Here is a 13,131-nt window from a genome sequence, read left to right on the forward strand (position 1 = left end):
ACTTACTCGCGGCAGAGATCGTGAGTCATTAGACCAAAAGGAGGAACTATCAATGGCTAAATACGAAATTCTTTATATTATTCGTCCAAACATTGAAGAAGAAGCAAAAACTGCTTTGGTAACGCGTTTTGACTCTATCTTAACTGACAACGGTGCAACTATCGTTGAGTCAAAAGACTGGGAAAAACGTCGTCTTGCATACGAAATCCAAGATTTCCGTGAAGGACTTTACCACATCGTAAACGTTGAAGCTGAAGACGCAGTCGCTTTGAATGAATTTGACCGTCTTTCAAAAATCAACGCTGACATTCTTCGTCACATGATCGTCAAACTTGACGCATAAGAAGGGTTACTATGATAAATAACGTTGTACTTGTGGGTCGGATGACCCGAGATGCAGAACTTCGCTATACACCCTCTAATGTTGCCGTTGCGACCTTCACTCTTGCAGTAAACCGCAATTTTAAAAGTCAGAACGGTGAGCGTGAGGCAGACTTCATCAATTGCGTGATGTGGCGTCAGCCGGCTGAGAATTTGGCAAACTGGGCAAAAAAAGGTGCTTTGATTGGAGTGACTGGTCGTATTCAGACCCGCAACTACGAAAATCAGCAAGGACAGCGTGTCTATGTTACTGAGGTTGTAGCAGAAAACTTCCAAATGCTGGAAAGTCGCGCTGCTCGTGAAGGTCAAGGTAGTGGTTATACGCCAAATAATAATTTTGGTAGCCCAACACCTAATTTTGGCAACAGTCAATCATCTTCTCAAACGCCTAATTTTTCACGTGATGAAAGTCCATTTGGAGCAACGAGCCCGATGGATATTTCAGATGACGATCTACCATTTTAATGGGACTATTAAATATATAAAGGAGAAAGAACATGGCTCAACAACAACGTCGTGGCGGATTTAAACGCCGTAAAAAAGTTGATTACATCGCAGCAAACAAAATTGAATATGTTGATTACAAAGATACAGAATTGCTTAGCCGTTTCGTTTCAGAACGTGGGAAAATTCTTCCTCGTCGTGTGACTGGAACATCAGCTAAAAACCAACGTAAAGTAACAACCGCTATCAAACGTGCTCGTGTAATGGCTTTGATGCCTTTCGTAAATGAAGACTAAAGATGGAGACCGTCAGGTCTCTTTTTTTGTGTAAAAAAAAGAGGAAATTTTCAGGACTTTTATTGACAATTTGTCAGTTGAGTGTTATACTACTTTAGTAAATGAGGGAAAAGAGATGAGAGATGTAAAAACGCCACAGGTTCGGCGAGCAGAAATTATGGCGGCAGCCATGAAAGTCTTCCATGAAAAGGGCTATCTAAAGACGAGAACACAGGACATCATCAATGAAGCGGGGATTTCGCGGGGGCTTCTCTACTACCATTTCAAGGACAAGGAAGATATCCTTTATTGCCTGATTGAAAAGTATTCAGAGCCGCTTTTGCAGCAGTTGAAAGAAATCAGCCAGCAGGAGGATTTACCTGTGCTGGAAAAACTGCGTTTGTTTATGGATGCGACCATGATTTCAGAATCCAGCTTGACACAGGAAAATAAAACCCTACAAAATACGGTTCACTTAGACGCAAATCGCTATCTTTTGGATCGCTTTTGCCATAAGCTCTGCCGACAGATGACGGTTTATTTTACCAATATTTTAGAGGAGGGAAGAGCTCAGCAGCTGTTTCACTTGGAGCGTCCAAAGGAGACGGCGACTTTCTTGATGACGGCTTATGTTTTCGTGTCAAATGATGCCAAAATACAAAGTCAAAGCGAGCAAGAAATGGTGCAGTATCTAGCGGCCTATAAGCGTTTGCTGGCAAGGACGCTGGAAATTGATGAGAATGATTTGTAATAGTGAGCTTGGTCAAGCTCATTCTTTAAACAGAAAATTGGCAATTTGTCAGTTGTAGTTAAAAGGAGAGACCATGTTAGATATTCAACATATCAGTAAGACTTATGCCAATGGCAAGGAGGCGGTCAAGGACTTGACTTTGACGGTTGAGGCGGGCGACATCTACGGCTTTATCGGGGCAAATGGTGCGGGCAAAACGACGACCATTAAGGCGGTCGTGGGCATTCATGGCTTTGATGAGGGCGACATTCAGATTTTAGGGCATTCGATTAGGGAGGAGCCGGTCAAATGCAAGCAGCAATTCGCTTTTTTGCCGGATAATCCCAATCTGTATGAGCAGTTGACGGGTTATCAATACATTGATTTTATTGGAAATGTTTATGGCGTGCCCATGGAAAAGCGCAACAGTATCGTAGAACAATATGCTCGGATTTTTGAGTTAGAGCCAGCCTTGGACAATCTGATTTCTTCTTATTCCCATGGAATGAAGCAGCGTTTGGCGCTGATTGCGGCGCTTGTTCACGGGCCCAAGCTCTTGATTTTGGACGAACCCTTTGTCGGTCTTGACCCCAAAGGTGCCTATCATCTAAAGGAAATCATGAAAGAGCGAGCGGCAGCGGGCTGTGCCATTTTCTTTTCGACCCATGTCTTGGAAGTGGCCGAAAAGTTGTGCAATAAGGTTGCCATTATGAAGGCGGGGCGACTGGTTGCAAACGGTAACCTCGATGAGGTCAAGGGTGCTTCTTCGCTGGAAACAATTTTTATGGAGTTGCAAGATGATGAATAAGGTGTTTTCTGTTTTAAAAATGGAATTGATTTCCTATTTTTCTTTGAATGAATATCGGAGACGCAAAAAATCTTCCCGCTTTTTTCTGATTTTTGGGCTTTTGATTGGCGCTCTTTATATCAGCGGCTACAATGTCCTGACGGCGGTCAGCTTGGTCAGAATGGGACAAATGGATGCAATTTTGGCTTACATGCTAGCGGTAGCAAGCGTCGCGGTCTTTCTTTTCACTTTCTTTCAGTTTAACGATTTCGTTTTTAACCGTCGTGATTTTGAAAAATTGAGTGTCTTGCCCTTGACCAGCCGGGAAATTGTCCTTGCCAAACAAGCCTTTCTCTACCTGCTCATGCTTGGCTTGTCGCTAATCTTTGTCCTGCCTGCGGGGCTTGTCTGGCTGCACAGCTCTGGGCAAGTTGTGATTTTTCTAGTCTATCTCATCTTGCTCTTTTTCCTACCCATGATTCCGATTTTTATGGCGGCAATGGCGGGGCTCGTCATCGCTAGGATCTCGGTCAAGGTGCGCTACAAAAATGCGTTTACCCTTATCTTGTCCCTGCTTCTTTTGGGGCTCTTTGTCGGGCTGAATGTTTTCAGTGCTCAGGAGATAAATCTGATCAATTTCAGCTTTTATCTGAGCCAGGCTCTGAGCAAGATATATCCTCTGGCGCTCCTGTTTTTGGATTTGAAGCACTTCTTTCTTGCCAGTCTCGTTTTCATTCTCCTTTCCTTGGCAGCAAGTTTGCTTGGCACTCGCCTTTTAGGGCGATTTTACGGGAAAATGGATGAATGGCTGGGGCAGGAAGTAAGAACTAGTCGGCACCACAAGCGGCAGCTGCATTCTCCCTTTGTTGCCCTCTATCAAAAGGAACTAGGTTCTTTTCTTCATTCGTCGACCTATATGCTCAATGCAGGCTTGGGGGTCTTTTTCTTGATTTTTCTAGCCTTTGGTTTACTTTTTGTCAATCCCGCGCAGGTGGCTGGAAGATTTGGGCTGGAAAAAATCGGTGGTTTTCTTCCTCTACTCGTCAGCGCTTCCTTTGCTCTTGCCTGCCCAGCAGCATCAAGCCTTTCTCTCGAAGGTGAAAATCATTCTCTCTTACAGACCATGCCTTTGTCCATGCGGCAGATTGTTGGGGCAAAGCTCTCTATCACCCTGTCTCTGCACTTTTTCGCTTATCTTTTAGTGGTTCCCATTTTTCTCTGGCGCTTTCCGCTGACAGGTTTGGAAAGTCTGACCTTGCTCTTGCTTCCCTTGGTCTATTCCTTTTTTACAGCCGCGCAGGGAATGTACCTCAATCTCCTCTTTCCGCGCTTTGATTGGGATAGTGAGGTTGTCATCATCAAGCAGAGTAAGGCTGCCCTCTTGTCGGGGCTCCTGGGTTTGCTCTCAGTTATCTTCCCAGTCTTGCTAGCAGGCCTGACGGGGCTTTCTCTGCCACTTAGCCTGTGGCTCACGGCTATCGTCCTTTTCTTGGCCGTCGGCTTTATCTATCATCGGCTTTCCGCTATCCGTTTTTTGGAAAAATAAAAAGAAGCTTCTGGCTTCTTTTTCTATTACTACCGCCGTGGGCCTGTTTGCATAGCGCTACGAATATTAAAACGTTTTTTGAGATAAAAGCGAAGGGCCAGAACGAGTACACCGACAATAAGAATAACATAACCGGGTAATAGAGGGTTGATTGTTCGAGGTAATAGAGCGGTTAGTGAAATACTAGCAACCCACAAAAGGGTCACTCCACCAATAATCAGGAAAGATTTAACAAAACTTGGACGTTTGGTTTCACCGGGTTCATAGAAACGGTAAACATAGTGGTACATAGCATAAAAAGCTAATCCTCCAACTAGCCCCATAGCTAAAAGAGTCACTAAGCCATAAGAACTTCCTGTTGTCGAAAAAGAATTCACAATTCCAGTGAAGGCAGCAACAATTCCCAAAATAAAGAGTGCAGAGTCCATAATCATAAGTGAAGGAGAAGTATTTTCCTCTTTTTCTTTGGCAATGGTAGTGGTTTCTGATTTGCTTTGAGCCCAAGAAGTTGGGGAACCATAGAGAGTTCGAGCAGTGATCCCCTTGTGTTGATTTTCTATCATTTCTGGGAAAATTTCTTCTAGATAAGTTTGAATTTCTTGATCGGTTTTACCGTCTTTGATTAGTTGATTTGTTGCAATGCGGACAAATTCTTGGTTTTTATTTGTTAATTGATCTAATGAATAGGTCATTGTAAAAAGTGCTCCTTACTAGGTGGATTAAAACCATTTTTTATGGATTAGATAAATTGTCAGGGAAATGCTCATGGCAAAGGCGATGAAAATGATGAGCCAGAAGGCATGGGGTTCGCCGTTAAGCGGCAGGTCATTATTTTTGAAGTTCATGCCGTAAGCCGAGAAAATCATGGTCGGAATGGACATGACAATGGTTACCAGCGCCAGTGTTTTCATGATATTATTTTGGTTGTTGGAAATGATTGAGGCAAAAGTATCAGTCATCCCGCGTAAGACATTGCCATAGATATCTGCCATTTCAATCGCTTGCTGGGTTTCAATCAGGGTGTCTTCCAGCAGGTCTTCGTCTTCCAGATACTTCTTGATATTGCTGGTTGCGCTGGTTAGCTTCTTAATCACGCGCTCGTTGGTTTTGAGTGAGGCTTTAAAGTAGACAATGGTCTTTTCCAGCTCCATGAGCTCAATCAATTCTTCGTTACGGGTCGCTTGGTGCAGGCGAATTTCAATCTGCTCACTCTTGCGGTCAATCGAACGTAGAGCGGTCAGGTAAAGCTCGGCATTGCGATAGAGAATTTGGAAAATGAACCGCGATTTCATAAAGGTGTAGAAATTACGCAACCTGCGGTGAATAAAAATTTCAAGTAGAGGTAATTCATAAAGGCAGGTGGTAATAATGGCATTTTCCGTTAGGATAATTCCCAGAGGGATTGTGACATAATAAGTTTTGTTATTCCGTTCTTCGGTAATGGGAACGTCGACGATGATCAGTGTGTACTCGTCCTCGATTGTTACCCGTGACATCTCTTCGGCGTCGAGTGGCGCCCGCAAATCGGCAATATCAATATCAAAAGCAGAGGCGATTTCCATAGATTCACTTTGAGAAGGGTTGACCAGATTGATCCAAGTTCCCGGTTCCAAACTATCAATTTCTTTAAATTCAGTTGTGGTTGATAGAAATACCTGTTTCATTTTTGATCTCCTCCCTACTCTAGTAAATTTACACCATATCATTATACTACAAATACGACCTTTTGGCTAATAGAATTCTAATTTTTTTGTTATAATGAAAGGATAAAGCGAAAAGTAGTAACAATTTAGAAAGTTGTGAACATGCAAGATAAAATTATTATTCATGGAGCGCGAGCTCATAATTTGAAAAATATTGATGTGACCATTCCCCGCGATAAGCTGGTGGTGGTGACAGGTTTGTCAGGCTCTGGTAAGTCTAGTCTGGCTTTTGACACCCTCTATGCGGAGGGGCAACGTCGCTATGTGGAAAGTCTGTCGGCCTATGCAAGGCAATTTTTGGGCAATATGGAAAAACCCGATGTGGATTCGATTGACGGGCTCAGCCCTGCCATTTCCATTGACCAAAAAACGACCAGCAAAAATCCCCGCTCAACGGTCGGGACGGCAACAGAGATTAACGATTATCTGCGGCTCTTGTATGCGCGGGTCGGGACGCCTTACTGTGTCAACGGGCACGGGGCTATTACGGCTTCCTCAGTCGAGCAAATCGTGGACAAGGTTTTGGAGTTGCCAGAGCGCCAACGCTTGCAGATTTTGGCGCCCATTGTGCGCAAGAAAAAAGGGCAGCACAAGACTATTTTTGAAAAGGTGCAAAAAGACGGCTACGTGCGGGTGCGCGTGGACGGTGATATTTACGATGTGTCCGAAGTTCCCGAACTATCCAAGAGCAAAAAGCACGATATTGAGGTTGTGGTAGACCGGATTGTCATCAAGGACGGAGTTCGCAGTCGGCTCTTTGACTCGGTCGAAGCGGCGCTGCGGATTGCCGAGGGCTATGTCATTATTGACACCATGGATGACAATGAATTGCTCTTTTCGGAGCACTATGCCTGTCCGGTTTGCGGCTTTACCGTGCCTGAGCTAGAGCCGCGACTCTTTTCTTTCAACGCTCCCTTTGGCTCTTGTCCAGACTGTGACGGTTTAGGGGTCAAGCTAGAGGTTGACTTGGACTTGGTCGTGCCAGATAGCCGTAAAACGCTGCGCGAAGGGGCGTTAGCTCCTTGGAATCCGATTTCGTCCAACTACTATCCGCAGATGCTGGAGCAGGCCATGCAAGAGTTTGGCGTAGATATGGATCAGCCTTTTGAAGATTTAAGCGAGCAAGAGAAAAACTTAATTTTCTTTGGCTCAAATGGCCGTGAGTTCCACTTCCATTACGAAAATGAATTTGGTGGTGTGCGCGATATTGACATTCCTTTTGAAGGAATTGTGACCAATATCAGTCGGCGCTATCATGAGACCAATAGCGATTTCACGCGGACGCAAATGCGTTCTTATATGAATGAGCTGACTTGCGCGGCTTGTCATGGCTACCGCCTCAATCCGCAGGCTTTGTCCGTGCGTGTGGGCGGCGAGCAGGGGCTCAATATCGGGGAGCTGTCTGATTTATCCATTGCCGACCATTTGGAGCATGTGACGGCTCTGACCTTGACGGACAATGAAGCCACGATTGCAAGACCCATTGTCAAGGAAATCAAGGATCGGCTGACCTTTCTTAATAATGTCGGGCTCAATTATCTGACCCTGTCGCGTTCGGCGGGGACGCTGTCAGGTGGGGAAAGCCAGCGGATTCGTTTAGCGACGCAGATTGGCTCCAACTTGAGCGGTGTGCTCTATATTCTGGATGAGCCCTCGATTGGGCTTCATCAGCGGGACAATGACCGCCTCATTGCCAGCCTCAAAAAGATGCGCGATTTGGGCAATACCTTGATTGTGGTCGAGCACGATGAGGACACCATGCGCGAAGCGGATTGGCTGATTGATGTGGGGCCGGGTGCAGGTGTCTTCGGTGGTGAAATCGTAGCCGCAGGAACGCCCAAACAAGTTGCCAAAAGCAAAAAATCAATCACTGGTCAGTATCTGTCGGGCAAGCGTAAGATTGAGCTGCCCTTAGAGCGGCGCGTGGGCAATGGTCGCTTTATCGAAATCACCGGCGCAGCCGAGCACAATTTGCAGCAGATTACGGCACGCTTTCCGCTGGGCAAGTTTATCGCAGTGACGGGCGTGTCTGGCTCGGGCAAGTCTACGCTAGTCAATTCCATTTTGAAAAAAGCGATTGCGCAAAAGCTCAACCGGAATTCGGACAAGCCGGGCAAGTACAAAACGATTTCTGGTATTGAGCATGTGGATCGGCTGATTGACATCGACCAGAGCCCAATCGGACGCACGCCGCGCTCCAATCCAGCCACTTATACCGGCGTTTTTGACGATATTCGCGACCTCTTTGCCAAGACCAACGAAGCCAAAATTCGTGGTTACAAAAAGGGACGTTTCAGCTTTAATGTCAAGGGTGGACGGTGTGAGGCCTGTGCGGGTGATGGAATTATCAAGATTGAGATGCATTTCTTACCTGATGTTTATGTGGCCTGCGAGGTCTGCCACGGTACCCGCTATAATAGCGAGACTCTAGAGGTTCACTACAAGGAGAAGAATATCGCCCAGATTCTAGATATGACAGTCAATGATGCGGTAGAATTCTTCCAGCATATTCCGAAAATTGCCCGCAAACTCCAGACGATCAAGGATGTGGGACTAGGCTATGTGACACTAGGACAGCCAGCCACGACCTTGTCAGGTGGTGAAGCTCAGCGGATGAAGCTGGCTTCCGAGCTCCACAAGCGCTCAACGGGTAAGAGTTTTTATATCTTGGACGAGCCGACGACAGGGCTCCACAGTGAGGACATTGCCAAGCTCCTCAAGGTTTTGGAGCGTTTTGTTGACGACGGCAATACGGTCCTTGTCATCGAGCACAATCTGGATGTCATTAAGACGGCAGACCACATTATCGACCTTGGACCAGAAGGTGGTATCGGTGGAGGTACCATTATTGCTACTGGCACACCAGAAGAAGTAGCTGCAAACTCTGCTAGCTATACTGGCCAGTATCTAAAAGGAAAGTTAAAATAAGATTTAAAAGGCTCTGCTTTTTTAGGCAGAGTCTTTTTTATAATAAATTACGAATTTTTTCTTTTATAAATGGGTTAAGAGAATAGTGTTTATCCAGATATTCTAGGAGTGCTTGAGCAGACTCAGAAATGCGTTCGTAACCTTGCAAAAAGTGAGGCAATTGCTTGGCTTCCTTTGGATAACCTTCTTCGAATCGTCTGTTGGTATTAAAGACATCTATAAAATTAGATTTAGAAGTTGTTTCCAAACTGATTAGTTCAGTCCAAAGCTTGACGGATCTGTTTTGGATCAAATCATAAGCAGCTAATTTTTCGCCTCGCTGATAGCGACCTAGCCCTAAATATAGATTACATGAAATTTCTCCCAATAGCCATTCACGGTCTCTATTTTCTTTTGATGGCAGTCTTTGTGGCTGACAGATTGTTTCATCAAAACCGACCTCCTTCCAGATAATCTTGCCTTCAGAGAAGGGAATGTTTGCTAGTTCATGAGCTTCAAAGACAGCAAATTCACAAAAAACATCATCTTCAAATAGAACTTTATGTCCGTCTACTGTATTTTGGTAGTGAAATGCAATTGGTTCTAGCTTACTTAACCAGGTTAGGTCTTGGATATAGGTCTGCTTGTAGCCATCTTTTACAATAACAAAGAAGTCTAAATCTGAGTACTGATCCAATCGTTCTCTTTCTGTTCCGCAAGAACCAAGTGCCAGCAAAGCTAGTGCTTGTTTCGAATCTTTTAGAGACTGACCAATCTCATCTAGTCTTTGTAACAGTAATTCTGTTTTATTCATATCGTTACCTCATTCTTTCTTGTTTAACGAAAATTATACATTTAGCGCTTTCAAATGTCAATTTCATCTAATCCTAACTATATAGATTGTATTATTTTCGGTATTTTTTTGCTATAATAAATTGAATCATTTTACGGAGGTTTTCTCATGTTATCAAGAGTTGAAAAATTTGAAGTAGCCTTAAAACAGACAGAGTGTGATGCTGTTTTAGTAACCAATCTGAAAAATATTTACTATCTGACTGGTTTCAGCGGGACAGAAGCGACGGTTTTTATCAGCAAGAATCGTCGGATTTTCCTGACGGATGCGCGCTATACACTGATTGCCAAGGGAGTTGTCCAAGGTTTTGATATTGTCGAAACGCGCGACGCGATTGGAGAGATTGTCAAGATTATTGCGGATGACAAGCTGCAAAAAATCGGTTTTGATGATGAGATTTCCTATGCTTACTTTAAAATGCTGGAAAGTGTTTTTGCTACTCATGAACTGGTGCCGATGACAGGTTTTATTGAAAAGCTGCGCATGATTAAAGATGAGCAAGAAATCGCGACCATTCGCAAGGCCTGTCAGATTTCGGATCAAGCCTTCCTAGATGTGCTGGACTTTATCAAGCCTGGTGAGACGACAGAGCTGGCTGTTATGAACTTTTTAGATGCCCGTATGCGCCAGCTAGGTGCTTCAGGTGCCTCTTTTGATTTTATCATCGCTTCGGGCTACCGCTCTGCTATGCCGCATGGTGTGGCTAGTGACAAGGTCATTCAAAAGGGTGAAACCCTAACCATGGACTTTGGTTGCTACTACAATCACTACGTCAGTGATATGACGCGGACTGTTCATGTGGGACAGGTGACAGATGAGGAGCGGGAGATTTATGATATTGTCCTGCGCAGCAATCAAGCCCTGATAGAAGCAGCTAAGGCTGGGCTTAGCCGAATTGATTTTGACCGGATTCCGCGCCAGATTATTAACGATGCTGGCTACGGTCCTTACTTTAGCCATGGGATTGGTCACGGTATCGGCCTGGACATCCATGAGATTCCTTACTTTGGCAAGTCAGAAGAGCCGATTGAGGCGGGCATGGTCTTGACTGATGAGCCGGGTATTTATCTGGACGGCAAATACGGCGTCCGCATCGAAGACGATCTCCTCATCACTGAGACAGGCTGCGAGCTTCTGACCCTTGCACCTAAAGAATTGATTGTTTTGAAGTAAAGAGAAACTGAGATTGGACTACTAGTCTCAGTTTCCTATCTTTTCAAGGGGATTTACTTGTGTTATAATATAGGCGATGAAGGAGGCGCTCATGGATCAAAAATCACGTCTTTCTTGGCAGGATTATTTTATGGCAAATGCGGAGCTCATTTCCAAACGTTCTACTTGTGACCGTGCCTTTGTTGGAGCGGTTCTGGTTAAGGATAATCGTATTATTGCCACAGGTTATAACGGAGGCGTTGCTGCAACTGAGAACTGTAATGAAGTCGGTCATCAGATGGATGATGGGCACTGTATTCGTACGGTTCATGCAGAAATGAATGCCCTTATTCAGTGTGCTAAGGAAGGAATTTCTACCAACAACACAGAAATATATGTTACTCACTTCCCTTGTATTAACTGTACAAAAGCTCTTTTGCAGGCAGGGATCAAAAAAGTGACCTATAAGTCAAATTATCGTCCTCATCCCTTTGCTATTGAATTACTTGAACAAAAGAATGTGCCTTATGTTCAACACGACGTGCCTTTAATTCAACTAGGAAAAGACTAGATTTTGCATAATGGCATTTGTGAAAATCCTTTATTTATGGTACAATAAAACGTAAACTAATTTTTAAAGAGGTAATTATAGCATGGTAGATGCAGGTAAATTGAAAAGTGGGATGACTTTTGTGACTCCAGACGGGAAATTGCTCCGTGTATTGGAAGCTAGCCACCACAAACCAGGTAAAGGGAACACGGTTATGCGGATGAAACTTCGTGATGTACGTTCAGGTTCAACTTTTGATACGACTTACCGTCCAGAAGAAAAATTTGAACAGGCGATTATCGAAAGCCGCAATGCGACTTATCTTTACCAAATGGATGATACAGCTTATTTCATGGATACAGAATCATTTGATCAATACGAAATTCCAGTTGTTAATGTTGAAGATGAGCTGAAATATATTTTAGAAAATTCAGAAGTGAAAATCCAATTTTATGGCAACGAAGTAATCGGTGTGACAGTACCGACAACTGTTATCTTGACAGTTACAGATACTCAACCTTCTATCAAGGGTGCAACTGTAACAGGGTCTGGCAAACCAGCAACACTTGAAACTGGTTTAGTTGTCAATGTGCCAGATTTTATTGAAATTGGTCAAAAATTAATTGTAAATACAGCAGAAGGTACATACGTGTCACGTGCCTAGAAAGGAACGGTCTATGGAAACTGAACAACAATTAGGAGAAATTGTCATCGCTCCACGCGTTTTAGAAAGAATTATTGCTATTGCAACGTCTAAGGTTGAGGGAGTTTACTCGCTGACAAATAAAAATATGTCTGATAGTTTGGCTAAGAGTGCTTCAGGTCGTGGAGTCTACCTTCAGGCAAATGAAGATGGTGATTTGGCTGTTGATATTTATATCTATCTGGACTATGGTGTGAGTGTCCCTGCAGTAGCTGTCGCTATCCAAAAGGCTGTTAAAAGTGCCGTGCACGATATGGCAGATGTCCTTTTGGATGCTGTAAATATTCACGTTGTAGCTATCGTCCCTGAAAAGACACCAAAACCAGATTTGAAAGATCTGTTTGATGAGGACTTCCTTAATGACTAAGGCAGCAGTAGATTCACGGCGTGATTTACGTGAACGAGCTTTTCAAGCTCTCATGAGCTTGGAGTATGATGGAGATGTTCTTGCTGCGGTACGTTTTGCCTATCTTCATGACAAGGACATTGATGAGGAGAAAAATGTGGAACTTCCGATTTTTCTTTTAAATCTTGTCAATGGTATCCAAGGCACAAAATCGGATTTAGATGACAAAATTGCCAGTAAATTAAAAGCAGGTTGGACAATTGAACGCCTAACCTTAGTAGAAAAGAACATTCTTCGTTTAGGGCTTTACGAAATTTTGGAATTTGATGAAACTCCGCAGATTGTAGCGGTTAATGAAGCCATTGAACTCAGCAAAACATTTTCAGATGAGAAGTCTAGCAAGTTTGTTAATGGGATTCTTAGTCAGTTTGTAACAGAAGAATAAAAAATGAGGGAGTGAGAAGCTCCCCTTTTTTGTGTCAAAATGATAGTCTGAGATTGAAGACCTTAATAAAAAACGAGCAGCTCTTTTAGGCTCTATAATTTCTGTAGTGGGTAAAATCACTTTAGGAATTATGGAGCCTATTTTGTTGTAGAAAAAAAGTCCCATAAGACCTATAATGAAAAGCGATCAAACCATCATTAGAAAGAATCTTATGGAACAATTAAATTTTATCACAAACTTACTGGAAATCAAAGACCCTAACATTACGATTTTGGATGTTCTAGATGCTGGTACACATAAAGAAATCAT

The 13,131-nt window shown here is 43.7% G+C and carries 15 protein-coding genes; 12 read left to right on the top strand and 3 right to left on the bottom strand.

From position 1 onward, the window contains the following. Positions 1-52: 52 nt before the first annotated feature. The 6 genes from rpsF to A3I3_RS0102455 all read left to right on the top strand — a co-directional run bounded on the left by rpsF (position 53) and on the right by A3I3_RS0102455 (position 4,163). The gene (gene rpsF / locus A3I3_RS0102430; protein WP_018371147.1) at positions 53-343 is read left to right on the top strand and encodes a 30S ribosomal protein S6; all 291 of its coding nucleotides are present in this window, start codon (positions 53-55) and stop codon (positions 341-343) included. A gap of 11 nt (positions 344-354) precedes the next feature. After that, positions 355-846, top strand: a complete 492-nt coding sequence (locus tag A3I3_RS0102435) for a single-stranded DNA-binding protein (RefSeq protein WP_018371148.1) — start codon at positions 355-357, stop codon at positions 844-846. Positions 847-878: 32 nt separating this feature from the next. Next, entirely contained in the window at positions 879-1,121 is a 243-nt protein-coding gene (gene rpsR, locus A3I3_RS0102440) for a 30S ribosomal protein S18 (RefSeq protein WP_018371149.1), read from the top strand. 115 nt (positions 1,122-1,236) lie between these two features. After that, complete coding sequence (locus A3I3_RS0102445; protein WP_018371150.1) at positions 1,237-1,851, top strand: TetR/AcrR family transcriptional regulator; 615 nt, start codon at positions 1,237-1,239, stop codon at positions 1,849-1,851. Between the two features lie 73 nt (positions 1,852-1,924). After that, positions 1,925-2,638 carry an ABC transporter ATP-binding protein gene (locus A3I3_RS0102450; protein WP_018371151.1) on the top strand — a complete coding sequence of 238 codons (714 nt, stop codon included), beginning with the start codon at positions 1,925-1,927 and terminating at the stop codon, positions 2,636-2,638. After that, positions 2,628-4,163 (top strand): hypothetical protein, encoded by a 1,536-nt coding sequence (locus tag A3I3_RS0102455; protein ID WP_018371152.1) that lies wholly within the window; start codon positions 2,628-2,630, stop codon positions 4,161-4,163. The genes A3I3_RS0102450 and A3I3_RS0102455 overlap by 11 nt, the downstream gene beginning before the upstream one ends. 29 nt (positions 4,164-4,192) lie before the next feature. Here the strand turns inward: A3I3_RS0102455 and A3I3_RS0102460 are convergent, their stop codons facing one another. Beyond that, complete coding sequence (locus A3I3_RS0102460) at positions 4,193-4,855, bottom strand: DUF1129 domain-containing protein (protein ID WP_018371153.1); 663 nt, start codon at positions 4,853-4,855, stop codon at positions 4,193-4,195. Between the two features lie 27 nt (positions 4,856-4,882). Further along, positions 4,883-5,827 (bottom strand): magnesium transporter CorA family protein, encoded by a 945-nt coding sequence (locus A3I3_RS0102465; RefSeq protein WP_018371154.1) that lies wholly within the window; start codon positions 5,825-5,827, stop codon positions 4,883-4,885. A 141-nt stretch (positions 5,828-5,968) separates the two neighbouring features. On the opposite strand from A3I3_RS0102465, the gene uvrA reads away from it, so the two are divergent. Further along, on the top strand, positions 5,969-8,794 hold the full coding sequence (gene uvrA / locus A3I3_RS0102470) for an excinuclease ABC subunit UvrA (RefSeq protein ID WP_018371155.1): 2,826 nt from the start codon (positions 5,969-5,971) through the stop codon (positions 8,792-8,794). Positions 8,795-8,831: 37 nt separating this feature from the next. Here the strand turns inward: uvrA and A3I3_RS0102475 are convergent, their stop codons facing one another. After that, positions 8,832-9,587, bottom strand: a complete 756-nt coding sequence (locus A3I3_RS0102475) for a hypothetical protein (RefSeq protein WP_018371156.1) — start codon at positions 9,585-9,587, stop codon at positions 8,832-8,834. A 147-nt stretch (positions 9,588-9,734) separates the two neighbouring features. On the opposite strand from A3I3_RS0102475, the gene A3I3_RS0102480 reads away from it, so the two are divergent. The 5 genes from A3I3_RS0102480 to nusB all read left to right on the top strand — a co-directional run bounded on the left by A3I3_RS0102480 (position 9,735) and on the right by nusB (position 12,822). Then, positions 9,735-10,799, top strand: coding sequence for a M24 family metallopeptidase (locus A3I3_RS0102480; RefSeq protein ID WP_018371157.1), 1,065 nt, complete (start codon positions 9,735-9,737; stop codon positions 10,797-10,799). A gap of 91 nt (positions 10,800-10,890) precedes the next feature. Further along, complete coding sequence (locus A3I3_RS0102485) at positions 10,891-11,349, top strand: deoxycytidylate deaminase (RefSeq protein WP_018371158.1); 459 nt, start codon at positions 10,891-10,893, stop codon at positions 11,347-11,349. An 82-nt stretch (positions 11,350-11,431) separates the two neighbouring features. Continuing rightward, positions 11,432-11,992 (top strand): elongation factor P, encoded by a 561-nt coding sequence (efp, locus tag A3I3_RS0102490; RefSeq protein WP_018371159.1) that lies wholly within the window; start codon positions 11,432-11,434, stop codon positions 11,990-11,992. Positions 11,993-12,005: 13 nt separating this feature from the next. Then, on the top strand, positions 12,006-12,398 hold the full coding sequence (locus A3I3_RS0102495; protein WP_018371160.1) for an Asp23/Gls24 family envelope stress response protein: 393 nt from the start codon (positions 12,006-12,008) through the stop codon (positions 12,396-12,398). After that, positions 12,391-12,822, top strand: a complete 432-nt coding sequence (gene nusB, locus A3I3_RS0102500; protein ID WP_018371161.1) for a transcription antitermination factor NusB — start codon at positions 12,391-12,393, stop codon at positions 12,820-12,822. The genes A3I3_RS0102495 and nusB overlap by 8 nt, the downstream gene beginning before the upstream one ends. Positions 12,823-13,131 lie beyond the last annotated feature (309 nt).

It is taken from the genome of Streptococcus massiliensis DSM 18628, from assembly GCF_000380065.1.
Taxonomy (GTDB): Bacteria; Bacillota; Bacilli; order Lactobacillales; family Streptococcaceae; genus Streptococcus; species Streptococcus massiliensis.

What these genes read in the sequence shown, in the direction of transcription:
- A3I3_RS0102460 (WP_018371153.1), bottom strand. Translation starts at nt 4,855, where the DNA reads ATGACCTATTCATTAGATCAATTAACAAATAAAAACCAAGAATTTGTC.
- nusB (WP_018371161.1), top strand. Translation starts at nt 12,391, where the DNA reads ATGACTAAGGCAGCAGTAGATTCACGGCGTGATTTACGTGAACGAGCT.
- rpsR (WP_018371149.1), top strand. Translation starts at nt 879, where the DNA reads ATGGCTCAACAACAACGTCGTGGCGGATTTAAACGCCGTAAAAAAGTT.
- rpsF (WP_018371147.1), top strand. Translation starts at nt 53, where the DNA reads ATGGCTAAATACGAAATTCTTTATATTATTCGTCCAAACATTGAAGAA.
- A3I3_RS0102445 (WP_018371150.1), top strand. Translation starts at nt 1,237, where the DNA reads ATGAGAGATGTAAAAACGCCACAGGTTCGGCGAGCAGAAATTATGGCG.
- A3I3_RS0102435 (WP_018371148.1), top strand. Translation starts at nt 355, where the DNA reads ATGATAAATAACGTTGTACTTGTGGGTCGGATGACCCGAGATGCAGAA.
- A3I3_RS0102495 (WP_018371160.1), top strand. Translation starts at nt 12,006, where the DNA reads ATGGAAACTGAACAACAATTAGGAGAAATTGTCATCGCTCCACGCGTT.
- A3I3_RS0102475 (WP_018371156.1), bottom strand. Translation starts at nt 9,587, where the DNA reads ATGAATAAAACAGAATTACTGTTACAAAGACTAGATGAGATTGGTCAG.
- A3I3_RS0102465 (WP_018371154.1), bottom strand. Translation starts at nt 5,827, where the DNA reads ATGAAACAGGTATTTCTATCAACCACAACTGAATTTAAAGAAATTGAT.
- A3I3_RS0102450 (WP_018371151.1), top strand. Translation starts at nt 1,925, where the DNA reads ATGTTAGATATTCAACATATCAGTAAGACTTATGCCAATGGCAAGGAG.
- efp (WP_018371159.1), top strand. Translation starts at nt 11,432, where the DNA reads ATGGTAGATGCAGGTAAATTGAAAAGTGGGATGACTTTTGTGACTCCA.
- A3I3_RS0102480 (WP_018371157.1), top strand. Translation starts at nt 9,735, where the DNA reads ATGTTATCAAGAGTTGAAAAATTTGAAGTAGCCTTAAAACAGACAGAG.
- A3I3_RS0102485 (WP_018371158.1), top strand. Translation starts at nt 10,891, where the DNA reads ATGGATCAAAAATCACGTCTTTCTTGGCAGGATTATTTTATGGCAAAT.
- A3I3_RS0102455 (WP_018371152.1), top strand. Translation starts at nt 2,628, where the DNA reads ATGATGAATAAGGTGTTTTCTGTTTTAAAAATGGAATTGATTTCCTAT.
- uvrA (WP_018371155.1), top strand. Translation starts at nt 5,969, where the DNA reads ATGCAAGATAAAATTATTATTCATGGAGCGCGAGCTCATAATTTGAAA.